Annotated in this window: 17 protein-coding genes and 1 pseudogene; 12 read left to right on the top strand and 6 right to left on the bottom strand. The window is 52.9% G+C overall.

All coding sequences use genetic code 11. The features are described 5' to 3' along the window. Positions 1 to 63 precede the first annotated feature (63 nt). Positions 64 to 897 carry an IclR family transcriptional regulator gene (locus RUESEDTHA_RS15835; RefSeq protein ID WP_170486364.1) on the bottom strand — a complete coding sequence of 278 codons (834 nt, stop codon included), beginning with the start codon at positions 895 to 897 and terminating at the stop codon, positions 64 to 66. A 231-nt stretch (positions 898 to 1,128) separates the two neighbouring features. Here RUESEDTHA_RS15835 and RUESEDTHA_RS15830 point away from each other — a divergent pair, with 231 nt between their 5' ends. The 7 genes from RUESEDTHA_RS15830 (at position 1,129) to RUESEDTHA_RS15800 (ending at position 7,676) form a co-directional block, all read left to right on the top strand. Continuing rightward, positions 1,129 to 2,223, top strand: a complete 1,095-nt coding sequence (locus RUESEDTHA_RS15830; protein ID WP_170486365.1) for a TRAP transporter substrate-binding protein — start codon at positions 1,129 to 1,131, stop codon at positions 2,221 to 2,223. A gap of 81 nt (positions 2,224 to 2,304) precedes the next feature. Next, positions 2,305 to 2,913, top strand: a complete 609-nt coding sequence (locus tag RUESEDTHA_RS15825; protein ID WP_170486366.1) for a TRAP transporter small permease subunit — start codon at positions 2,305 to 2,307, stop codon at positions 2,911 to 2,913. Further along, complete coding sequence (locus tag RUESEDTHA_RS15820) at positions 2,906 to 4,270, top strand: TRAP transporter large permease subunit (RefSeq protein ID WP_170486367.1); 1,365 nt, start codon at positions 2,906 to 2,908, stop codon at positions 4,268 to 4,270. Before RUESEDTHA_RS15825 ends, RUESEDTHA_RS15820 begins: the two co-directional genes overlap by 8 nt. Continuing rightward, positions 4,267 to 5,622 carry an amidase gene (locus RUESEDTHA_RS15815; protein WP_180887713.1) on the top strand — a complete coding sequence of 452 codons (1,356 nt, stop codon included), beginning with the start codon at positions 4,267 to 4,269 and terminating at the stop codon, positions 5,620 to 5,622. Before RUESEDTHA_RS15820 ends, RUESEDTHA_RS15815 begins: the two co-directional genes overlap by 4 nt. Positions 5,623 to 5,627: 5 nt before the next feature. Beyond that, entirely contained in the window at positions 5,628 to 5,822 is a 195-nt protein-coding gene (locus RUESEDTHA_RS15810; RefSeq protein WP_170486369.1) for a hypothetical protein, read from the top strand. A gap of 4 nt (positions 5,823 to 5,826) precedes the next feature. Further along, positions 5,827 to 6,789, top strand: coding sequence for a D-glycerate dehydrogenase (locus RUESEDTHA_RS15805; protein ID WP_170566152.1), 963 nt, complete (start codon positions 5,827 to 5,829; stop codon positions 6,787 to 6,789). A 14-nt stretch (positions 6,790 to 6,803) separates the two neighbouring features. Then, a complete protein-coding gene (locus RUESEDTHA_RS15800) occupies positions 6,804 to 7,676 on the top strand; it encodes an NAD(P)-dependent oxidoreductase (RefSeq protein WP_170486371.1) in 873 nt (290 codons plus the stop codon). A gap of 580 nt (positions 7,677 to 8,256) precedes the next feature. Here the strand turns inward: RUESEDTHA_RS15800 and RUESEDTHA_RS21060 are convergent. Continuing rightward, positions 8,257 to 8,412, bottom strand: coding sequence for a winged helix-turn-helix transcriptional regulator (locus RUESEDTHA_RS21060; protein ID WP_180887712.1), 156 nt, complete (start codon positions 8,410 to 8,412; stop codon positions 8,257 to 8,259). Positions 8,413 to 9,700: 1,288 nt separating this feature from the next. On the opposite strand from RUESEDTHA_RS21060, the gene RUESEDTHA_RS15790 reads away from it, so the two are divergent. Beyond that, positions 9,701 to 10,591 (top strand): hypothetical protein, encoded by an 891-nt coding sequence (locus tag RUESEDTHA_RS15790; RefSeq protein ID WP_219635871.1) that lies wholly within the window; start codon positions 9,701 to 9,703, stop codon positions 10,589 to 10,591. Between the two features lie 255 nt (positions 10,592 to 10,846). On the opposite strand, the gene RUESEDTHA_RS15785 is transcribed toward RUESEDTHA_RS15790, so the two are convergent. Then, the gene (locus tag RUESEDTHA_RS15785) at positions 10,847 to 13,024 is read right to left on the bottom strand and encodes a primase-helicase family protein (protein WP_180887710.1); all 2,178 of its coding nucleotides are present in this window, start codon (positions 13,022 to 13,024) and stop codon (positions 10,847 to 10,849) included. 3 nt (positions 13,025 to 13,027) lie between these two features. Further along, positions 13,028 to 13,333 carry an IS66 family insertion sequence element accessory protein TnpB gene (gene tnpB, locus RUESEDTHA_RS15780; protein WP_219635869.1) on the bottom strand — a complete coding sequence of 102 codons (306 nt, stop codon included), beginning with the start codon at positions 13,331 to 13,333 and terminating at the stop codon, positions 13,028 to 13,030. Positions 13,334 to 13,643: 310 nt separating this feature from the next. Here tnpB and RUESEDTHA_RS15775 point away from each other — a divergent pair. The 3 genes and pseudogenes from RUESEDTHA_RS15775 to RUESEDTHA_RS15765 form a co-directional block, all read left to right on the top strand. Then, a pseudogene (locus RUESEDTHA_RS15775) lies at positions 13,644 to 14,009 on the top strand (IS66 family transposase zinc-finger binding domain-containing protein); the annotation flags it as partial. Positions 14,010 to 14,266: 257 nt separating this feature from the next. After that, positions 14,267 to 16,588, top strand: coding sequence for a glycosyltransferase family A protein (locus tag RUESEDTHA_RS15770; RefSeq protein WP_180887709.1), 2,322 nt, complete (start codon positions 14,267 to 14,269; stop codon positions 16,586 to 16,588). A 106-nt stretch (positions 16,589 to 16,694) separates the two neighbouring features. Then, positions 16,695 to 18,038, top strand: a complete 1,344-nt coding sequence (locus RUESEDTHA_RS15765) for a hypothetical protein (RefSeq protein WP_180887708.1) — start codon at positions 16,695 to 16,697, stop codon at positions 18,036 to 18,038. A gap of 184 nt (positions 18,039 to 18,222) precedes the next feature. Here RUESEDTHA_RS15765 and RUESEDTHA_RS15760 read toward each other — a convergent pair whose 3' ends face one another. Both RUESEDTHA_RS15760 and RUESEDTHA_RS15755 read right to left on the bottom strand, forming a co-directional pair. After that, entirely contained in the window at positions 18,223 to 19,374 is a 1,152-nt protein-coding gene (locus RUESEDTHA_RS15760) for an NAD-dependent epimerase/dehydratase family protein (protein WP_180887707.1), read from the bottom strand. Between the two features lie 36 nt (positions 19,375 to 19,410). Then, a complete protein-coding gene (locus tag RUESEDTHA_RS15755) occupies positions 19,411 to 20,484 on the bottom strand; it encodes a polysaccharide biosynthesis protein (protein WP_180887706.1) in 1,074 nt (357 codons plus the stop codon). 594 nt (positions 20,485 to 21,078) lie between these two features. Between RUESEDTHA_RS15755 and RUESEDTHA_RS15750 the strand changes: the two genes are divergently transcribed. Next, positions 21,079 to 22,131 (top strand): glycosyltransferase family A protein, encoded by a 1,053-nt coding sequence (locus RUESEDTHA_RS15750; protein ID WP_219635867.1) that lies wholly within the window; start codon positions 21,079 to 21,081, stop codon positions 22,129 to 22,131.

The raw sequence follows: 22,131 nt of genomic DNA, 5'->3' as shown, positions 1-22,131 counted from the left end.
ATGGGCTCAATGCAGACACCTAAAAAAGGGATGCTCATTAGCGGGAAGTTAATCTCCCAAAGACTAGCTTTGCAGTCTTTCTGAGATATCTGTCGCTGCCTTGACGACCGATGCCGCCAGAGTTTCGAGCTTACTGTCTGGAAATCTTGTAATTGGTCCCGAGATCGAAACGCCAGCCACAACCTTTCCCAAAGAGTCGAATACAGGTGCTGCAATACAACGCATGCCTGGGAAACGTTCTTCGTCGTCCAACGTCCAGCCCCGATGCCTGGATTTACGGAGCTCTTCCTGTAACTCCTTTATGTCAGTAATTGAATTTGGTGTCTGACTTACCAGTGTTAGCGGCGTCAAAATACTCTCTAACTCATCCTTGTCCATAAAGGCCATGATGGCTTTACCCACACCGGATGTGTGAAAAAAAGCCGCTGTCCCGTTCTTGAAAGAGGCCCTTATCGGATTGTCGGATTCGACTTGGGTAAGGTAGAGCAATTGCCCACCTTCCTCGATTGCTAGATTTGCAGTCTCTCCAGTTTCTTCTGACAGCACCCTCATAACTGGCGGTGCAACTTCCAGCAAGTTTGACCCTTCTTCAAAGGTGCTGCCAATGCGATAAGCTTGCGGGCCTATACGCCATTTGCCTTGCTCAACATCATGAGTAACCATGCCACGCTGCTGAAGTGTTGTCAGAAGCCTGTGTGCCGTTGCAGGCGGTATCTGTGTAACCTTTGAAATCTCAGCAAGCGTAGTAGAGCGTGTGTCGGCTATGTAGATCAAGACACGAATACCGCGATCAAGTGCCCCAACAGGTGGTGCGCCGATGTTCTCTTCATTCGACTTCAGTCGCGGACGTCCTCGACGATTGGCAGTTTTATGTTCGTTCATAATCAGTGAAACCAATGCGCTGTTTCTTAGCTTAAGATTCTAGCTCGGCAGTAACAGTAAAAAAATGAAAAATATTAATCAATTTATTTCAGTAGTTTAATAGCAGTTTAAACTGAAAAAAGAAGGTTATTCCAAAATATTTTGAAAATTTTGGAATCTGATTTATCGTTGTCCTCATTCGCTTAACAGCGGATTGGCGCCAGCACCGAAGCAGAAAACGGAGATGGCGCAGTCAAGGGAGGAAACATGACAAAATCTTTGAACCGCAGAAATTTTCTGCGTGGCTCTGCTGTTGTGGGCGCTGGTGCGCTCGCGGCCCCGGCGGTCCATGCGCAGGAAGGAACAAACCTCAAGATGCAAGCTGCCTGGGGCGGCGGCATCTTTCTTGAAAATGCACAGTCTTACGTAAATCGCGTCAACGAAATGTCCGGCGGCAAGCTGACGATTGAGCTACTGCCTGTGAACTCGGTCGTGAAAACTAGTCAAATGCAGGACGCGGTCCATCGCGGCGTACTGGATGCAGCGCACTATGTACCGGCTTACTGGTACTCTAAATCCAAGACAGCGTCGCTGTTTGGGACTGGTCCGTGCTTTGGATGGTCAAGCCAAGAAGTCCTGGGTTGGGTAAACTACGGCGGCGGGCAGGAACTGTTCGACGAGTTGATGGGAATCCTCGGATTGAACGTCGTGTCCTTCTTTAACTCGCCAATGCCGGCACAACCGTTGGGCTGGTTCAAAGAAGAGATCACAAGCTCTGATCAAATGAACGGCTTGAAGTATCGTACCGTTGGACTTGCGGCGGATGTTTTGCTTGAGATGGGTATGTCGGTAGTGCAGCTTCCTGGCGGCGAAATCCAGCCCGCAATGAAATCTGGCCTTATCGACGCGGCCGAGTTCAACAACCCGACATCCGACCGCGACTTTGGCATGCAGGACGTGTCGAAGCATTATCACCTGGCATCCTTCCACCAAAGTCAGGAGTTCTTCGAAGTTACCTTCAACAAAGACAAGTTCAACGCTCTGGCGCCCGAGCTTCAAGCAATCCTTAAGTATGCTTCAGAGGCCGAAAACTCCAACTTCTATTGGAACAACACAAAGCGTTACGCAGATGACTTGGTAACGCTGGCCGAAGAGCAAGGAGTGAACGTGTATCGCACGCCCGACAGTGTGATGCAGGCGCAACTGGAGGCTTGGGACGTTGTGGTCGATCGGATCTCAAATGAAGATCCATTCTTTGCCAAAGTTGTCGATAGCCAGAAGGCCTACGCAAAAACAGTGATGAACTACCTCAACTTGAACCAGCCGGACTACAAACTGGCTTACAAGCACTATTTCGGTTGAGGTCTGACGATCTCTGAAGATTGGAAGCCGCGCAGCTGTGCGGCTTCCTAAACTCCGGGCAGAACAGGCGAGGAACTGACCTTGATCAAGACAATCCACGCCATCGAAGGGCTAAGCCAATGGGTCGGCAAAGCCTTCGGATGGTGCATCCTAATATTGACACTTTCCGTGTCCTACGAAGTGTTCGTCCGTTATGTGCTTAACAAGCCAACCGTCTGGGCGTTCGATATGATGGTCCAAATGTACGGCGCTTTGTTCCTAATGGCCGGGGCATATGCATTGGCTCAAGATGCTCATGTCAGGGGCGACGTTCTGTATCGATTGTTCTCTGTCCGCTGGCAGGCCCGTGTCGATTTCGTTCTTTACATCCTCTTCTTCTTCCCCGGCATGTTCGCGTTGTTTTGGTACGGATGGGAGATAGCGAAAGACAGTTGGCGCTATGAAGAGGTCAGCTGGAACAGCCCCGCCCGAATCCAAATCTACTTCTTCAAAACTCTGATCCCAGTTGCTGGTTTCTTGTTGATGTTGCAAGGACTTGCGGAAATGGCGCGATGCTGGCTGGCAATGCGAAATGGTGTCTGGCTTGAGCGGCTAGATGACGTGCGCGAGACCGAGGACATGTTGATGGAAGAGACTATCGACAAAATTCGGACTACGGGCACCGAAGAAGGAGGCCGCAACGATGACTGATCCTCAGGTCGCCATCTTGATGCTCAGCCTCTTCATTGTTTTGGTGCTGCTGGGCTTTCCAATCGCATTCACACTGCTCGCTATGGGTGTTGGATTTGGGTACTACGCCTATTACCAGTCCGCGCCAGAGAGCATCGCGGATATTTTCAACAACAACATCTTCTATCTTCTCAACCAAAACACCTACTCGGTGATGGAGAACGACACGCTTGTTGCAATCCCATTATTCTTATTTATGGGTTACGTGGTTGAGCGAGCGAACATCGTCGATCGTCTGTTCTTCTCACTGTATATGGCTGCCCGAAACCTACCCGGGTCACTGGCAATCGCCGCACTTCTGACCTGTGCTGTATTCTCAACGGCGTCCGGGATTGTTGGCGCGGTTGTTACCCTGATGGGCCTGCTGGCCTATCCAGCGATGGCAAATGCAGGGTATCAACGTAGCTTCGCTTCTGGCGTTATCTGCGCGGGCGGTACTTTGGGCATTCTGATCCCGCCTTCGATTATGTTGATCGTCTATGCCGCAATTGCTGAGCTTTCGCCATTGCGTTTGTATGCTGCGGCGGTTTTTCCGGGATTGCTGCTGGCGGGTTTGTACATCGTCTACGTGATGGTACGCGTTTGGTTGAATCCATCGCTGGCACCGAAGCCGCAAGAGGACGACATTCCTCCAAAACGCCAGATCTATATGGACCTGTTGGTATCATTTGTACCTTTAACCGTTTTGATCATGCTGGTACTTGGCTCAATTCTAGGAGGCTTGGCGACCCCGGCTGAAGCAGCTGCAATGGGCGCATTGGGCGGACTGGTGCTAGCGATGCTTTACAGGTCGCTCACATGGGACAAGGTTAAACAAAGCGTTTTCCTAACTGCCAAGGCCACCGCAATGGTGTGCTGGTTGTTCGTGGGTTCATGGACCTTTGCGTCGATCTTTTCGTATCTCGGTGGACATGACGTTATCGAGCATTGGGTCGTTGGCATGAATCTGCAACCTTGGCAGTTCTTGGTACTAGCTCAGTTGATCATCTTCCTGCTTGGCTGGCCGCTTGAATGGTCCGAGATCCTCATCATCTTCGTGCCGATCTTTCTGCCTATGCTGGAGACCTTTGGGGTCAACCCGTATTTCTTCGCGATGCTGGTTGCTCTCAACTTGCAGACCTCGTTTCTGACGCCGCCGATGGCCATGTCAGCGTACTACCTAAAAGGGGTTCTCAAGAACCAGATCCAACTGATGGAGATCTTCAAAGGTTTGATGCCCTATCTGGCCATCGTGATCCTTTGCATGGTGCTCATGTACCAGTTCCCGGGCATCGCGCTTTGGTTGCCTGACTACCTATTTGGGGTTTGGGTGCCATGACCAAGCATGATCTGTCATTGTTCTCGGCGGTCCAATCCGCCGAGGGCATTCGGGAGGGACGTTTTTCTTCCGAAGCACTAGTTGAAGACTGCCTGAAGCGTATCGAGGAAACCGACAGTGTTTTGCGCGCGTGGGCTTACCTTGACGCAGGCTTAGCGCTGGATCAGGCCCGCGAGTTGGATCGCATCAGAAAGGCAGGCCGGGCAACTGGTCCGCTGCATGGTGTGCCCGTAGCGCTGAAGGACATTGTCGACACAAAAGATATGCCCACCCAGCGGGGGACACCGATCTTTGAGGGCCGACAACCTGAAACAGATGCAAGGCTAGTTGAACTACTTCGAGAATCTGGCGCTGTCATCATGGGCAAGACAAAGACAACCGAGTTTGCCTTTATGCACCCGACCGACACCACCAACCCCTTCGACCAGAATAGAACACCTGGGGGGTCTTCAAGCGGATCGGCCGCAGCCGTAGCAGCCAGACACGTACCTTTGGCTATCGGGACACAGACCGGCGGGTCGGTCATCCGTCCGGCCTCGTTCTGCGGCGTTTTTGGCTTCAAGCCGACCCGTGGAATGATCTCGCGCAGCGGGGTTTTCAGGACGTCGGTTTCTTTGGATCACGTTGGGGGGTTTGCCAACTCGCTTGAGGATGTCGCTTTGCTGGCAGATGTGGTGGCCGGATATGACCAAAGCGATCCTGCCAGCTTTGCTCGGCCACGCGCGGAAATGTTGACCGGCGCTAAGGCGGACGTTCCGGTCGAGCCGAACATCGCCTGGCTGGATTTTCCGTTCAACGACCGCCTCGATGCAGATGCCCTTGATGGTCTGAATGCAGTGATTGACAGCCTAGGCGGCCGGGTCGAGCGCTTTTCGGTATCCCCTCAACTGGCTGATCTCATCAACGTACACAAAACGATCTATGACTACGAAATTCGACAGAATATGATGGAAGTTTCAGATGCCCATTGGTCGGAAATCAGCGCCGAGATGCACTCCGCAATAAACCGCGGTGCAAATATCAGCGAGGCCCAATACGAAGATGCCTTGTCCGTCATGGCATCTGCTCAAGGCTTTTTTGCAGAGTATTTCAACGAATTCGATGCAATCTTGGCCCCGGCAGCAACAGGAGAAGCTGTTCCACTGACTGTGGGGCACACCGGCGATTCCGTTTTTTGTCTGACCTGGACACTTGCGGGTTTGCCATGCCTCTCGCTGCCTTTGCTGGTCGGGCAGAACGACCTGCCCATCGGCGTTCAGCTTATTGGGGCTATCGAAGAGGATGGCCGGCTTTTACGCACGGCATCCTGGGTTCAACGCAGCTTACGAGCTCAGGAACAAAAGGGAGAGTAAAACGTATGTCACGTCTGACAAACATTTTCATGGGCATAGTAGGCACCGGCCTGATGATGGTTTTCGTTCTTGGTCTCGCGCACAGTATCTCGACAGGATTTGCCGGGTTTTGGGGTGGTCTGCCGTTCTTGTGCATCGCAGTCTTTGTCATAGCATTAGCGCTTTACAACTTATGGGAAGACGCAATCAAAAAGGACTGATCCAATGAGCGATAAACCAGTCCTTTGGCTTCCACGCCGGCTGTCCGACGCAACCGTCGATCGCGCGCGCCGGGACTATGACGTAATCCTCAACGAGGCCGACACACCCGGCACTGCGGAAGAAATCATAGCCATGAGTGCGAAAGTCGACGCAATGATGCCCTGCCATTCGGAGCATTTCTCAAGCGAAGTCGTGTCGCAGCTAGACCCGCGCTTGAAGATTGTTGCAAACCATTCCGTGGGCGTTGATCACTGCGATCTTCCGGCCTTGGCGGCAAAAGGAATTGCGGTGACAAACACACCCGATGTCCTTTCTGATGCAACGGCAGAATTGGCCATGCTGCTCATGCTCGGAGCGGCACGACACGCGGTTCGAGGCGATCGCCTGATGCGGTCGGGCACCTGGGACAGTTGGAGCCCATCTTTCATGGTTGGCAAGCAAGTCACAGGTGCGCGCCTCGGCATCATCGGGATGGGGCGCGTGGGTCGGGCATTCGCAGAAAAAGCCCGTGGGTTTGATATGGAAATCCATTATTTCAACCGTACCCGCCTGTCGTCCGATCAGGAAAACGGAGCAATTTACCATGAAAACATCGAAACTCTGCTTCCAGTCGCCGATTTCCTGTCACTTCATTGCCCTGCTACCCCGGAAACTCTTGACCTGATGAACGCCAAACGTTTGGCCGAACTGCCGGACGGAGCAATACTCGTAAATTCGGCCCGCGGCGCCCTTGTTGACGAAGACGCGCTGTTGGACGCGATCGAAACCGGAAAGCTGTCTGCGGCAGGCCTTGATTGTTTTAAGACAGAACCGGGTGGTAACCCAAAGTTCGCCGCTTACGAGAACATCTTCATGTTACCGCATATTGGAAGCGCGACGAGGAAAACCCGTGACGCCATGGGTTTTCGCGCGCTGGACAACTTAGATGCGTTCTTCGCTGGCAAAACACCCCAAGACCTTTTGTAGAATAGGACACTTCAATGGCAAAACTAGCTTTCCTCGGATTAGGCGTAATGGGTTATCCGATGGCCGGTCACCTGAAGGCCGCGGGGCACGACGTTACGGTTTACAATCGAACGACCGCCAAAGCCGATGCGTGGGTGGCGGAACATGGTGGCTCTGCGCGCGCGACACCCCGTGAAGCCGCCGAAGGTGCAGAGTTCGTCATGACTTGCGTCGGGAATGACGATGACCTCCGAAACGTTTGCATTGGGTCAGAAGGCGCATTCAATGGCATGTCGCAGAGCGCGATACTTGTTGACCACACGACTGTCTCTGCCAAGGTTACGCGCGAACTTTACACTGCCGCGAAAGAACAAAGCCTGGGCTTTTTAGATGCGCCAATCTCCGGCGGTCAGGCAGGGGCAGAAAACGGCGTACTTTCGATTATGTGCGGAGGCGATCAGCCCGTATACGACGCCGCCGAACCTATCATGCAAGTATATTCGAAAATCTGCCGGCGTATCGGAGAGAGCGGCGCCGGGCAGTTAACAAAAATGAGCAACCAAATCGCGATCGCAGGATTGGTTCAGGGATTGAGCGAAGCACTGCACTTCGCCGAGAAAGCGGGCCTTGAGGGGCGTTGCGTTGTGGAAGTTATCAGCCAGGGCGCCGCTGGTAGTTGGCAGATGGACAATAGACACGAAACCATGCTTGAAGACCATTTCGACTACGGATTTGCGGTCGACTGGATGCGCAAGGATTTGGGTATTTGTCTTGATACAGCCAACGAAACCGGCGCAAGTCTGCCTGTGACCGCGCTGGTTGATCAATTCTACAAGGATGTCCAAAAACTTGGGGGCGGTCGCTGGGACACCTCTTCGCTTCTCAAACGCCTTAGGGCGCTTGACTAAACCACTAAATTTTGAAGCGCCCTGCGGGTCGAGGTAATCGGGTTCCCAAACTTCGATGTTTGTTTCACAATTCGGCATTGTTCAGGGCGGGAATGCCTCTGGCAACGGTTCATGCAGAAGTAGCACCAACAAAGCAGCACAGGTTGATGTATCCGCGGGATGGCACTGTGCTTACAATGCTGGCCTTGACACCCTGGCGGCTACGCGCCTTTGCGGGCCTTCACATCAGCGTTTCTACTTCACAATTGCCTCCACAGCGCACTACTCAGCTCAGTGTGTCGAAAAGCTAACGAATGAGCTTGAGGCACGGGAGTGTGATGAAATCTCTCATGTGGACATCTAATACAAACCCAAGGCAGTGAAGGTATCGATGGATGTCATGACGAAGATATTCAGCAGGTGATCAGTCGAGGCAGAGCTTATGCAATGGCTTCTGCCTCTGCCGACAAGCGGACGTTGGCCTGAGGCTCAGCAATGGCCGCTTCGGGCTCGAAGTAGACATTCGCTGCACTCGGCGTGAAAGACTGCTATGCGGACAAAGCTGCCGTCCGAGGTTGTCAGTATTAGGTCCGCTTTGAAGTTAACTTGCCTGTTCGCGGTCGAACTGCATGCGAAACTGTCTGACTTCGTCCATCTGTTCATGCGACCAGAATACGAGCGGTTTTAGAATCTCGAGTAAGCTGCGGCCCAACGGCGTCAGTTCATAGGAAACAGCCACCGGTGGCTGGAGTAACACCTCAAACTCATTTGGTGCAGGCTACCCGAACAACTCGATCCGCCTCGCATTTGTTTCTCTTGGTGCAATCGCCTTCAGAATTTCTACCGCTCTCATAGACACACATTGGTGGACTTGTTGACCAACCCTGCTTCGTTGTGCATTCATCTTTGCCCGTGCATTGCGTGCCTCCACAAGTTTTGGGGCGCCATTTTCTGAGCGACTGATATGTTTTCCATTCACTTGGGCAAGTTTTGCTAGGAAAAGAACATACCACTTCTCCATTTATCATTTCAGTTAACCCTCCGGCGTTGCTACACTCCACCGCTGTGGCTGCCGCACCGTTAGTGGCTGAAACTGCCACAGCAAGGAAGAAGGTTCCTGCAGATAGTTTTGCCATATAACACACCTCTTTTTCCCTCTGCGATCGTACGCAGTACGACAGTAAGAATGAGACCAAGAAAATTCTCTCAACCTCCTGTCATTTGGTACCATCAGTGGACGTTCAACAAGACCCGGGCGATACTTGCTCCACACAAAAATAATCCAATGACCGTATTTTCACTTTTCTGTGCGCACTCCGTTCACGCAATACTCAAATCCCAATGACTTGCCCACAAGACCTCCTCTTGCTCCCCTTGACCAACGTCGTTTGCCTCTAGTGTGTTCACGGCGTCGTCCAATACTGCGACAAACTCGTCTCCGCTGATCTTCATGTGTCGATGCGCGCTAGCCATATCCTCGCCTGCATAGATCTCAGGTCCACCAGTTCGTGCCACAGGCTGGTCTATCTTCGGGCCAAGTGCGTAACCGAGATTGGGTAAACTGCGTCAAAACGAAACTAATTCCGCTTCGATGACTGACGGGTAACGCCCGGATAGCGATACGTGTCTCCCAATTTCCCGGTTCAATCTACAGTGTTTTTTCGCAGAAAAGTTTTTCAAGGCAATTGCCCAAACCAAACTTAGGAGCGAAATATGCCACGTTTGAGCGGCTAGGATTTGTGGCCGGCGGCATTGCTTACCCATGGAATGGGAATTGTTGAAACGAGGCTCAGATAAGGTCACTTCAGTAAGCGGGCGTCCTGTTCAATACCGAAAGACCGCACTGGGCTCGAAGCAGTCATTCGCCGCACACGGTGTAAATGACGGCTGTCGGAACAAAACGGACACAGATGTGTCCTCAATCTTCACGAGTTCGTTTAGATCAACTGCACCGCTAATTAATATGAGTTTTGTAGCGTCATAGGGTCATTTATGTTACTACATAACACATCCCATGAGCGCCAAAGCACCAATCGCCAAAATCAATGAACTTCACGTCGCCAGAACACGAGAACCTGTTCCACGAAAGGGGCGCCTGCTACCGCTTGGGTGGACCAAACGTTTTGACTTGTGGCGCGCGCCTCAGAGCAGGTGAGGCCTGCCCAAATCCCCCGGTCAAGGAAAGCAAGCAAGGCCGGTGCCTTAGCCATTGCGGACCTCACGCTGCGCGTGCCTATCGAGAGCGTCAGAAACGCCGATTTGAAGCGGGCAGTGTGTCCGCCGAGGAATGGAACCGTGCCGAAGCCCGTCGTGCCGCTAACCGGCTAGGGGATCAATGGAAGAAAAACCCGTGGTTGCCAGGCAGCACGATTGACTTGGGCATGCATGAAAGCGCATTTCGCGACGCGCTTGGCGCAGTGGACGTGGACACGCTGCCTCCTGCCGTGGCCGATTGGCTGCGCTGGCGCTACCGGCGAATGCAAATCGACCGGCAAAACGGGGCGGCTTGGCATAAAGCGTTGACGCAGGACTTGTCCCGGCGAGTCGCAGACGCGGGACCGCGTCCGACAGATGTTAGCGGACGTGCCTCAAAACCCGACGTTGCGCCTCGGACGTGGGCGGTCGGCGCCGGGCAGGAGGCGGGTGCGTCGCGGCGCGTGTTGCCGGACCGGCCAAAAGCACCCAAAGTCCAACGCGGGAAAGGCTACGGACGCCCCGGACGCCCACGGATGCAGCCTGCCGGTGAGGATGAGTTCGCGGATCTGTCGCGGGTGTATCGTGAGAATGCGGCCGTTCTGGAACCGATCATGGCCGCGACGGAAGGCGAAGCGAGACAACTGGCAGTGCTACGGACCCTGCGGGATTATCTAACCCGCCCGGCGGACGCAGAGGCGTGCAAACGCTGGCTGGCATTGGTTGCTGGTGTGCGGACGTAATAAGGTGTCAGCGGCGCTGTGAGCGCCGCTGAACGGCGTAGGGGCTATCAGGTATCTACGACACCCATTTGCTTCACTGCCGCGTCGAAGCGTGCTTTGCCGTTGCAAGCAATCCAATAGCTGCACAGGCTGAGTGGGTCAGCCCCTGCGGTCGGCACCCGTGAGCGTGCGCCCGGGAAGGTTTTGGCAAAAGTCTCGATTTTCCGAGGCTTAACCGAAAAAATCGAGACTGATTTTTGTAGGTAAAACGGCTCACTATGCGCCGCCCGGCAGCGCCGCTGTCAGTGCCCTGAGGGCCTTATCAAAATCGGCCTGATACGCGTCTGCAAATTTCTTGGGCGCAGCCGTCCCGTGTGCCTGCACATCGGTCAACCAAGCCGATGCCTTGGGACCGGTCCATAGCCGGACGTTGCGCCCGCTGATCTTCACTTGGTCTGCTCCTCGCGGACGGATACGCAGGCAACCTGCCGCTGCGAGGCCCGCTTGGACGTTGCCCCAGGTCGCGGAGTTCGCCGCAGCGCGCGAAGCAACCCCCTGCATAGCTGACATAACCTCATCAAAAGCGATGATTTCGCGCTCCGCGAAAGGTCCGTTCATGACAAGTTCATAGGCAGCACGCGCGGCGGCAGGCATACCAGCGGCGATGATCCGGGATTTCGACCCCGACGCGTCGTTCGGTGCTGTATGCGGGTTGAACCCGGACAAGCTGCGGCCTTCGAGAAACTGTCGGACACGCCCGATTTCATCCGCGCTGTCCAAGGCCGCGTGATCCGCCGGCGAGAACACCGCGTCCAACCGGCCAGCGTCAGAAATGAAGGGTGCGAAGCGCCGGTCGTCGTGGTCAATGCCCTTGACCGCCCCTTCGTCGTTGGAGAGGGCGATAAACACACCGGTGAAGCGGAGGCGGTAGGGGCGCCGATACTTCTCGTTGACCTCTACCCACCCGGTTGCGTTGCCGGTCCAGTCTTTCACGCGATTGTAGGCTGCGCCCCCGGCATCAAACTTCGCCTCCTGCAAGATCAGGAGGCGCTTGCGCAGGAATTCGGTAAATGCCCCGGTGATCTGTCCCGTCGTGACGCTCGTGCAATTGTGCGTCCCCAGGAGTTGCTGGATGGGGCGTAGCAATGTATCTTTTCCGACCCCTTGGCCCGAAATCAGGAGCGGGATAATCGGCGTCCGCCCGGCAGGGTTTTGGACGATCCATGCCAGCCAGTTCAAGAACCACTCGCGATACACGCCGTCGTGCAGCACGTGCTCAACTGCCCGCAGCCACAAATCTGGGGCGCCTTGAACCGCTCCGTAGCGTGACGGCACCCACGTGTTAACGTGGGGCGCGGCAATACCGTTCTCGGTTTCCACCTCGACCAACGTTTCCAATGCGCCCGGCACATACGCGAGGCCAACCGCAACCGTGCGGTCGTTGCGGTTTGCGAGCACATTCGCAGCGGCTTTCTTCCCCGTCGATCCCGCTGGGATGATTTCTGTGACGGCTTCGTGCCGGGCAATACCCGTAGGGCTGTAAAAGGCGCGTTCCTCTTTGTCAAAGAACGCTTCCGCACCTTTCACCCAGATGAACCTCGACGCCAGACGCATAAGACCGTCTTCGTGGTCCTCGGCGGCTTGCTCACGACGGCGCTGATTGCGGGACGCCATTGCCTCGGCCTCGGCTTGGACAACCCGCCGGGCTGTCTCGTCGTCGGTCTTAAAGCCCACGCCCGCCTCAAACCCAGACGCCGACGGCGAAAGGTTCTCGTCGTTCTTACCGGAGGCGATCAGCGCCGATACGTGGTCCTCGTACTGCGTCCGCACCATCGCCAGAAAATCAGGTGTCCGCATGTTGTCGCAGGACGCATGGTTACAGAAACACGCCCCATCGGAGCCGATGAAACTAAACCCGGTTTCTGCCCGGTCGCCGTGCGCCTGCCAGTTCGGGCACATGGCGTCAATCACGCCCCTCGTGCGTTCGCGCGGCTCAAGCCCCACGATTTCAGCCATGCGCACAATGGCGTCGTCCATAGACGCGTCACGCGGACGCGCGCCGACACCAAGAGCAGCCAAATCCTTGGACGTCTGCGCGGCCAGAGGCACCTCGGCTTGCCGCCAGTCGGCCCCGCCGATCAGAACGCGTCCGATCTCGTCCAAACTGACTGCCCTGTCAGGATGCCAGTCCGTGAAGCCCACCGCAGGCGCGCGGTTCTTGCTGTCCTTGTATTTGGGCTTTGAGTTGTGGCCCCAAGGCAGACGCAGATACCTGGTTGCGTCGTGCAGCGCGTCCGTCAGACCGCGTTCGATCATGTAGGCGCGGACCAGTGCCAGTTCCGCCCACCGTTCAGGCGACCCGGCGTCCCCTTCCTGTTTCCAGCCCCACGTTTCGTTGTTGGGCGACGTTTCAATACGGAAGGTCGGTTCGGGGACCCGCCCAAACGAGGACACGAGTCACTCCGCCGCAGCCGGCGGACGCGCCGACAGCGCCTTCACTTTCCGCCAGTCCAGCCCGGCAAACAACGCCTCGAACTGGGCGTGGTTCAGTGACATCAGACCATCCCGGATCGCGGGCCAGGTGAAGGTCGTTTCCTCAAGCCGCTTGTAGGTCATCACCAACCCGGTGCCATCCCAATACAGAAGCTTCAACCGGTCGGCGCGCTTCGAGCGGAACACAAAAACAGCCCCGGTGAAAGGCTCCTTACGCAGCTCATTCTGCACCAATGCCGCCAGCCCGTCATGACCCTTACGGAAATCCACAGGCCTCGTCGCCACCACGATCCGCACCGGCCAAATTCGGCACCACCAATTTACCTTCCCGCGCCAGACGACGCCATTCAAACAAATGGTTCGGCCGCATCCCGGCTACGGCGGGCGACCTCGTTCACAGTCACCCCAGGAACCAGAGTTTCCGCAACGGACTCCAATCGTAGCTCCCGATGGACTCCCATAAATACCTCCAACCAAAATCTACACTCCGCACCGGAATCGCAGATCAGGCAGACTTCAGGAAGGTGGGGTTGGGACAAAGCTTACTGATGACCGGCTTTTCGGACGAAAGTCTCGACTGCGCCGGGGCAACCGAGGGGCGTTGCCGAAACATCTGCAGCGCATCGAAGAGGCGATCGAGCCGGAAAGCACGGTCTGCGATTGTGGCTCTGAACGGCACGTCATTGGCGGGGATGTCAGCTAGCGGCTCGATATTATTCCGGCTCAGTTCCGGGTCATTGTTTCCCTCCGCCCGAAGTATGCCTGCCGCTCCTGCAAAGAGGGCATCGTTCAGGCTCCGACTCCGGCGCATCTGATCCCCGGCGCGCTTCCGAGCGAGGCGCCCATCGCCCATGTGATCGTCTCGAAATACGCGGATCACACGCCACTATATCGCCAGGCCCAGATTTATGCCCGGCAAGGGATCGATCTGGATCGCTCGACCCTGAAGGTCACGGCACCAAACAAGGCAGCCCCACGTAGTGCCTGCAGGGAATTGTCGGCGAGAATTATCTGTGTGGCTAGATACCTCTAAGCTCTTGATTTACGCAAGAGCAGCTGAACTTACTAGCACGTGAAGAGTAACTCCGACAAACCACTGAGAGCAAAGACAGTTTGCTTTAATCTCCAGGGCAAAACAAATAGGATGTACCAACGTAGTGGGGCCTTGCCGCGACCCTCGCCGAAATTAACGAAAGAAATCCGATGAACATAGACCACGCACCGCTCGAAAACGTTTCTGTTTTTGATGTCGTTCCGGGGCAAATTTACGAAATCAAACTAGCAGTGCAAAGAACGGATGGCGAAAACGAAGGCAAGCTTACTACATCGTTTATCGAACTAAGGTTTTTTGATCGCTCTAGTTGCCGAGTTGGTCACGACGCAACTTGCGCACAATCTGGCCAGTTGGGTGGTGATCCACTCCAAATTGAAACGCTTCCCGCAGGCGACTTTAGGGACGATGTCTACACCGCCGCACTTGCGACACGTTTCATTGTGGCACCCTCTGACGCCGTGCGTATGGAATTACATCCGCTAACTAAAGAGATCGCACTGAAGCGAACCCATTTATCCGCCTCAGGAGTGCTTTGGTCATCAAATGATGCCGACCGCGCGCTCGAATTTGCACAAGAGAGAATCCCAGAGAAGCTAAGGCAATTGAAGACTAGTTTACTCTTGGAAAGAGATACGGCTGCCCTGATCGCAAATTCACCCCAGACCCAGATCAGTGCCCTAAAGTCAAAATATTCACCCAATGAAGCTTGGAATGATTTTTTCCTTCGATTTACTGAGGCCAGCGAACAGAGTGATTTTGAACTCCGCATGAAACAACTTCGCAGTGAGGTGACGAAACTTCATAGAATTGGGTTCATTGGATCAGGAAGAGGCTATGAGCGTCTTTTTGGAATGTCGAAGGTCTTCTGGCTCCGAGAAACAAGCCACGTCGAACAACTGACGTACCTTAACCTTGATTTAATTGTTGTGGAAACCTCTTCCAGTAGCGAGCCGGGCACGGATGAAACTGATTGGACCTTAGCGTTTTCAAGTTTGGACGGCGCTTTGCCTGAACGAGGCGCGGCGTTTCTGGCGGCGGCAAAAGCAGCTGATGTTCCTGTACACCTTTGGGTTACAACCTATCCTGAAGCGGCGGGCGTTTGGACCGAATGTGCATGTGCCGTCGACAAAGTTGTAGTGGAATCTGGATCAAATGAAGACTGGGGTGCTCTGGGCGCGCCATTTGTTAAGGTTCGCCGTGCCACCGAATTAGCCGCGTGCTCATTAGCGAGTTTGTACCGGCGTGATCCCGGACGTATTCTCTGCCCGGCTGCTTCGGATGTATTTCAAAAATCGGACTTCGCCGACCTGATCGCAGCACCCCTACCTGGCGAGACAGCTCTCTCGGAGTTCCACTATGGCTTTACCCGCGGCGCGCTGGACACGCGACTTGGGGGGCGCTACCTAAAGGTTGTTGGGGAGCACAACCGGGCAATGCAGCGCCAGATGCTCCAAGCGTCCGGTGTCGTACTCCTACCAGCCGAAAGTGTACGGGCAGACTCGATGCTTGAATCTCTTGCCATCGACGCGATCGCATCTGGTGCGATTCCAGTTCTGTTCGGCGAACCGAGGTCTGACTCTGCGCTTCTGACCAGCCTCGACAAGATCTTTGGACCGATCGATTTCATGGAACTGCTGGGGCGTTACGGTTGCGAATGGGAACGCGAGCGGCGTTGGCGCGGGTTAATGCGGGACATAGTACGAAATCACGTTTGGAACAGTGAAGAACGCGCGGCGGTGCTCGGCCAGGATCCGTTCCCGATAGGTTTCGACACTCCGCGCGTTAGTTCTATTTTGGTGACCAAACGCCCACATCTTCTAAAACAGTGTTTGGAAACATTTCGGAAACAAACTTGGCGGAACAAAGAGCTTATTCTGATTTTTAACTCAAAAAATATCCCAGAAGACTTGCCCCAGATGAATGAAAATGAGCATTTCTTTGCCATGCCCGAAGCTGCAAATATCGGTGAGTGCCTCAACCGGGGAATAGAAATTTCTTCCGGTCGCTATTGGGCAAAAATGGACGATGACGATTTCTACAGCGCAACCTACATTGAAGAGACAATAGCATATTTTCGCTCAACTCAGTCCGAAGTCGTTGGACGACAATCGGCATATTTCTACTTCGACGGAGAAGGTCAAACGTTTGCCCGTAGTATCGTTTTTGATCGCTGCTTTCGCTTGCAGTCGATGCGCGGACACGTGTCGGGAGCGACGCTTTCAGCAGACAAGGCACGGGTCTCTTCCCGTTTCTCTATGAAATACCGCAACTCCAACGACTCAGAATGGATCGGAGGGTTGATTAGAAGTGGCGTTCGGGTGTTTTCTGGAGATTCTACCTCGATGGTAGTCTATCGAGACGCCGACGTGAAAAACCACACGTGGATGGCGAAAGACCTGCGCGCTGAAGTTCTTTGCGGCGGCAACTTATTCGGTCGACTTGAAGAAAAGACCTGTAAAAATGGCTTCTAACCCCTGTTCGGTCTTACAAACGGTTACGTTCACAGAATATGATGCTAGATTGGTGGGCCATTTGCGGTGGCGCGTTTTAGTATTCTAACGCCCCTGGGAGGCGAGTATGTCATCACAAGTGGTTTTTGTTATTGGCACCGGTCGGAGCGGTACTTCTCTGACAACCCAAGCCCTCTCGGAGCTGGGGGCAAAAATGCCCGATGATCCAGTACCAGCTAGCGCGAATAACTTGCGCGGGACTGGTGAATCAATGCAGTTGCGCGATCAAATGAATGACTTAAAGACTGCTCTTGGTCACAAGAAAGGTTTTCGCCCAAAAAATTGGGAACAGCACCCCGCTACGCAGCACGCTCGATGTGAACTCAGTGACTATCTATTGCAGCGGTCTGCGACTTCCGGGCGCATGGGGTTCATAGCCAAAATTCCAGTTATGTCGGAGTATCTACCAATGTGTGATCTGGCGGCATCCGAAGCACGGGTCAGGTCACACTATGTGTGGGCGACCAGAGGTGCGGCCGAAACGCTGAACTCACTCATGCGAAGCTACAATTTCTCAAAGAATCAGGCCCGGAAAAGCTATCTCCAACGTCTCTACTATATTCTACGTGATGCTCCAGACGACACTATTCTCATCCCGTACGAGAGGTGGGCAGTTGACTCTAAAGGGCAGATTGAATTTCTCGCGGATCTAATTGGTCAGAACAAAACTTCTTGCCGAAGCGAAGCCGAGGACGCCTTCACCCCTACCCTAGACCACAGCCGATCTGCTGACTTGACCGCGTTGTCAGAAGTGGAAGAGGTGGTGGATGCACTTACCCTTAAGAAAAGATGCCGATTGGCTGACCTTGTGGATCGGAACTCGCCAGAGTTTTTCAGACTGATGACTTGTTTGGCAGACGAGATTTCCCGACTGAACCCTGACGTTCCCACGAATTCTCTAGATGTTGAACAGGAAATGCGTTTGGCCTTGCTTACTTGCCTGGCAGACACTTCTGAAAAGGAAGCACCGGAAATGAATGCAAACCTAGAAATTCTTGAACACCGTGTTCGAGAAGTAAGCACGCAGCAACTTGCAAACCAAGAAGCATTTGACAAGCTTACTTTGGAACGAGATTCACTTGCAAAGGTAATAGACAAACTTACCCTGGAACGGGATTTGCTTGAGGAAAAAATAGAACGACGCTTTTATATCAAGATACAAGACTTGGAAGACCGTGAAGCTAAGCTTCGTTTGAGGAAAGAAAAAGGTCAAAACAAACTTAAAGAAGACATTAAAGTCCTTCGCCAGCAGAACGATCAAAAACTGAGAAAGATCTCAAAGTATAAGAAAGTTTCCGTCATTCTTGCAATTCCCTACGTTATTCTGACAGCGCCGATAAGCATTCCGTTAATAGTTTTCTTTGCTTTAAAAAGAGAAGCGCGACGTAACAATTCTAAGAATGTCACTTAGCCAAAACTTCCAAGTAGCGTCCGTCATCGACGTGACTTAGCGGGTTTGGGAGCGCGGCACTCCCAACCTTCGTCGCTATCCAATTCTATTATTGTGGTCAGATAATTCGCAATCACGCGGTGCGGATTTTGCTACTTGGCTCCAACAAAGCTGATCAGCTTTATACGTTCGCCATCCAGCCAATCTACTTCTTCCATTTGACGCCCCGGAAGATTTGCTCCTCTACAATCCGATCTTTGTAACGCGTAGTAAGTTGCATCATCTCGTCCATGACGTCGTCTGTCAGGATGTTGGGCTTGAGGCCCAGATCAAGCAGACCTGTATGCGCAGGATTATAATAGTGATCCTCCATTTCCTTGCGAGGGTTTTCCAGGTTGCGAATTTCCACATCCAGCCCCAAGCGTTTCCCAGACGCCTGTACACGTGATGCAAGATCGTTAACCGAAAAAGTTTCTACGAACTGATTAAATACCCGCAACTCGCCTTTATCAGCCGGGTTTTCAACGGCCAGCTGTACACATTGAAGTGCGTCTTTGAGGTGCAAATAGCCGCGCGTTTGACCTCCGGCACCATAGACCGTCAAAGGATACCCAGCCACTGCTTGAACCATGAAGCGGTTCAAAACAGTGCCAAAAACCTCGTCATAGTTTAGGAAGGAATACAGAGCATCATCATTATCATTTTCTTCGGTAGCAACACCGTAGACAGGACCTTGCATGAGGTCAGTTACCCTTAGGTCCCACACCCGCACGTAGAACCATAGCATGTCGGTGTCGAGCACCTTAGTCGTGTGGTAGAAAGAACCAGCAGCGCGCGGGAACAGGAAGGTCCCCTTGCGCCCTTTATGCTCGATTTCGATCCACCCTTCCTCGATGTCTATGTTCGGCGTACCGTATTCGCCCATGGTCCCCAGCTTTACCAGGTGTGCATTAGGAGTGTACTCGTTCATTGCGTGAATAACGTTGAAGGTCGCGCCAAGATTATTATCAAGCGTCAGGCGCGCCGCAGCGCGATCCAGCATCGAGTACGGAGCAGAAGGCTGTTCTGCATAATGGATAATAGAATCCGGGCGAAACTCTTCGAAAACTGATGAGATAAAATCCCAGTTGTCCAGGTCGCCGATGCGGACTGAAACGTCCTTGCCAGATTTCTCGTTCCACAGCCTTGCCCGCTCTTGCAGATTTGGCACATCAAACAAGGCCGGAGTGTTGATTTCCATCATGAGGCGACGACGCAGATAATTGTCTACGGCCATCACCTCGTGACCTGCCGCCGAAAGCTTCATTGCGGTTGGCCAACCAATGTAGCCGTCACCGCCAAGAACAAGAACACGCATGGAAGGATCCTCCCGAAATAGTTGAGTTGAAATGTGTTAGAGGTTTTCGAGCGCTCGGTTTCTCAACCTGTTCGGAAGAACACCTTCGCGCAGCAACATGTCATCAATTTCAGAATCCGACATTAGCTCAGATCGATCCGAGTGATAGATGATTGTACTTGGCTGTGTTGTGATCCAATCATACTTGTACTCTTGGCGCTGCTCAGAAGTATGTCCGGATGGAAGCACGATAAGAAACTTCTCACTCTCAAGGAGTCGGTTGCTTTCCTCGTCGGTAGAAAGTTCCTCCCAAAGTTTCTCTCCAGGTCGCGACCCTGTTACTTTAGTTTCCACACTAGATGGCGACACGTTGGCGATTGGGGCGAGCCGAGCGATCATAACCCGCGCCAGATCAACAATCTTCAACACGGGCATTTTCGTAATAAAGATCTCTCCGCCTCGTGCCAGCATCATGCTTTCGATGACCAGATCTGCGGCTTCTTTCATTGTCATCACGAAACGAGTCATTCGCTCATCAGTGATTGTAACAGGACCACCAGATTCAATTTGTTGAGCAAACAGCGGGACAACCGAACCACGTGAACCCAGAACATTGCCAAACCTTGTGCAGGCAAAGACCGTTTTCGTCTTTTTTGAACGAAGGAAGTTCATGGCAGTGAACAAGCGCTCTCCCATCAGCTTGGAGGTGCCCATCACATTGGTCGGATTTACGGCTTTGTCCGAGGACGTGAAAATAACTTTCTCCAAGCCTTGGGCAATGGCAACCCGACCCACAACTTCGGAACCCTGGATATTCACGTTGATCGCCGAGAACGGGCTTCGTTCGCAGGACGGCACATGCTTGAGAGCGGCGCAATGGAAACACAAGTCCATGTCAGAGAATGTGCGACTCATTTCTCGTTCGTCGGTGATGTCGCAATGGTAGAACTCGACACCCTTATTGCCCCGGTATTCGATTTCCATTTCAAACAACGCACTTTCGTTGTTGTCGATTACACGGATCAGCTCTGGTTCAAGTTCAATTAGGCAAGCAAAAATTTCTCGGCCTACGGACCCAACGCCTCCTGTAATGACAATGCGCTTCCCTCGGAAGTATTCGGCAATATCCATATTTGTTTCTCTGCTCTTTTATATCTGTGGCTGAATTATTCGGTTTAGCTTGCCTGTTGAAGCGCGTACTTGGATGCCCTGATGCTCAGTGTGTATGTTTCTTCTCAACGTCCGTTAGCACATACTTTTAATCCAACGCTCGTGACACATTGTCAATGTTTGAAAAGCCGGGCAAGCTTAGGGTATCACTGATAGAGGGAACTCCCGGTTTTAGGGAAGGCTCTTGACGCGACTGAGCGGTAATAGATCTTACTTCGTTTGTCAGCGGCGCCCCGCGCAGCGTGGCAATTTTGCCCTTCGCAAGTTGAACACAAGGTGTATTATGATGAGTGTAAGTGCTCGCACGACTACACATGCACTGCAATTCAATCGGATATAACTCTGGTTGTCCTGTTCAAAACTAACGGCACCTGTTTCTAACAATTTTAGCCTTCTCGTTTTTGCAGCTTCGAATAGGCTGACAAGCCATTGCGCACCAACCAGTTAAGCAATATTGAGGAAGGGTCGAATGCAGAATATCAGCGAAGTTGTTTGATCGTTGATTGACTGCAATCCTGATCATTTGTGTTGGGAAAATAAGGCCTTCTAGGAGTGGTGGGAACTGACGATATGGCAAATGAGCGGAAACGCCGGGTGGCCGTGTGCATGCCTGTCTTTAATGCCGAGCCGTGGCTCAAAAACAGTGTCCAATCCATTCTCGGGCAAACTTACGAGGACTTTGATCTATTCCTTTGTGACGACGGATCTACAGACGGAAGTTTCGAGATTGCTTCTTCATTTGAGGACCCAAGAGTTCGCCCCCTCAAAAACGATAGAAACAAGGGGCCTGCTGAAACCAGAAACCGGATGAACCGGAATGCAATCCAGCAAGGGTATGACTACATCGCCTTTATGGACGCTGATGACGTTTGTCGCAAAGACAGGCTTAGCACCCAGATTGAAATCCTAGACAGAGATCCGTCTCTGGACATATGCGGTGCGTCTTGCAGAGTTGCGTTAACGGGAGGGCGTTGGCGGGTGTCAGAGGAGCCGAGCAAAGTAAAAGTTGATTGTTTGTTCCACAACCCGATTCCGACCCCTACAGCTGTAGTCAGAACAAGCTGCCTTGCTCAGACGAAAATTGAATTTGCACCTAATATGGTGCCGTGTGCAGACTATGATTTTTTTTCAAAACTCGTAATTGAAAGCAATAGACCAGCTATTGGAGTAGATCAGGACCTGCTTACTTATAACTACAATGAAGCCGGTGTCAGTCACAACGATAAGCGAGCAGGTCAGATAAAAGTGGATAAGAAAATTAAACTAAACATTTCAAAAATCCTGGGATTGGATGTGGACTCTGACATCGTGTCCTCATTCCACGATGTTGCCTTTCGCCAGGAAGATGTTCGCTACAATGATATCTTGAATTTCCTGGTTTTTGCAGTGCAAGTTATCGTTCAAAACGATAGGGGCGGGGCGTTTTTTGAGACAGCGTATCTCAGGAGCCGTTTCAGATCCTGTCTGTCATTCTACAAATCAAAGTTCAATATTTTGAAACTGTCTCAAACGCGCGAACTCGAAAAGACATTTGTAGATAGCTTGGGCCTTTCTCATGGAAATGCAATGACAAGCGCGTTGCTCGCAGAAGAGATTTTGGTTCGATAA

It is taken from the genome of Ruegeria sp. THAF57, assembly GCF_903914075.1.
Classification (GTDB): Bacteria; Pseudomonadota; Alphaproteobacteria; order Rhodobacterales; family Rhodobacteraceae; genus Ruegeria.
This window is presented reverse-complemented; position numbering and strand designations above follow the sequence as displayed.

What these genes read in the sequence shown, in the direction of transcription:
- RUESEDTHA_RS15830 (WP_170486365.1), top strand. Translation starts at nt 1,129, where the DNA reads ATGACAAAATCTTTGAACCGCAGAAATTTTCTGCGTGGCTCTGCTGTT.
- RUESEDTHA_RS15800 (WP_170486371.1), top strand. Translation starts at nt 6,804, where the DNA reads ATGGCAAAACTAGCTTTCCTCGGATTAGGCGTAATGGGTTATCCGATG.
- RUESEDTHA_RS15805 (WP_170566152.1), top strand. Translation starts at nt 5,827, where the DNA reads ATGAGCGATAAACCAGTCCTTTGGCTTCCACGCCGGCTGTCCGACGCA.
- RUESEDTHA_RS15765 (WP_180887708.1), top strand. Translation starts at nt 16,695, where the DNA reads ATGTCATCACAAGTGGTTTTTGTTATTGGCACCGGTCGGAGCGGTACT.
- RUESEDTHA_RS15820 (WP_170486367.1), top strand. Translation starts at nt 2,906, where the DNA reads ATGACTGATCCTCAGGTCGCCATCTTGATGCTCAGCCTCTTCATTGTT.
- RUESEDTHA_RS15770 (WP_180887709.1), top strand. Translation starts at nt 14,267, where the DNA reads ATGAACATAGACCACGCACCGCTCGAAAACGTTTCTGTTTTTGATGTC.
- RUESEDTHA_RS15755 (WP_180887706.1), bottom strand. Translation starts at nt 20,484, where the DNA reads ATGGATATTGCCGAATACTTCCGAGGGAAGCGCATTGTCATTACAGGA.
- RUESEDTHA_RS15760 (WP_180887707.1), bottom strand. Translation starts at nt 19,374, where the DNA reads ATGCGTGTTCTTGTTCTTGGCGGTGACGGCTACATTGGTTGGCCAACC.
- RUESEDTHA_RS15790 (WP_219635871.1), top strand. Translation starts at nt 9,701, where the DNA reads ATGAACTTCACGTCGCCAGAACACGAGAACCTGTTCCACGAAAGGGGC.
- RUESEDTHA_RS15810 (WP_170486369.1), top strand. Translation starts at nt 5,628, where the DNA reads ATGTCACGTCTGACAAACATTTTCATGGGCATAGTAGGCACCGGCCTG.
- RUESEDTHA_RS15815 (WP_180887713.1), top strand. Translation starts at nt 4,267, where the DNA reads ATGACCAAGCATGATCTGTCATTGTTCTCGGCGGTCCAATCCGCCGAG.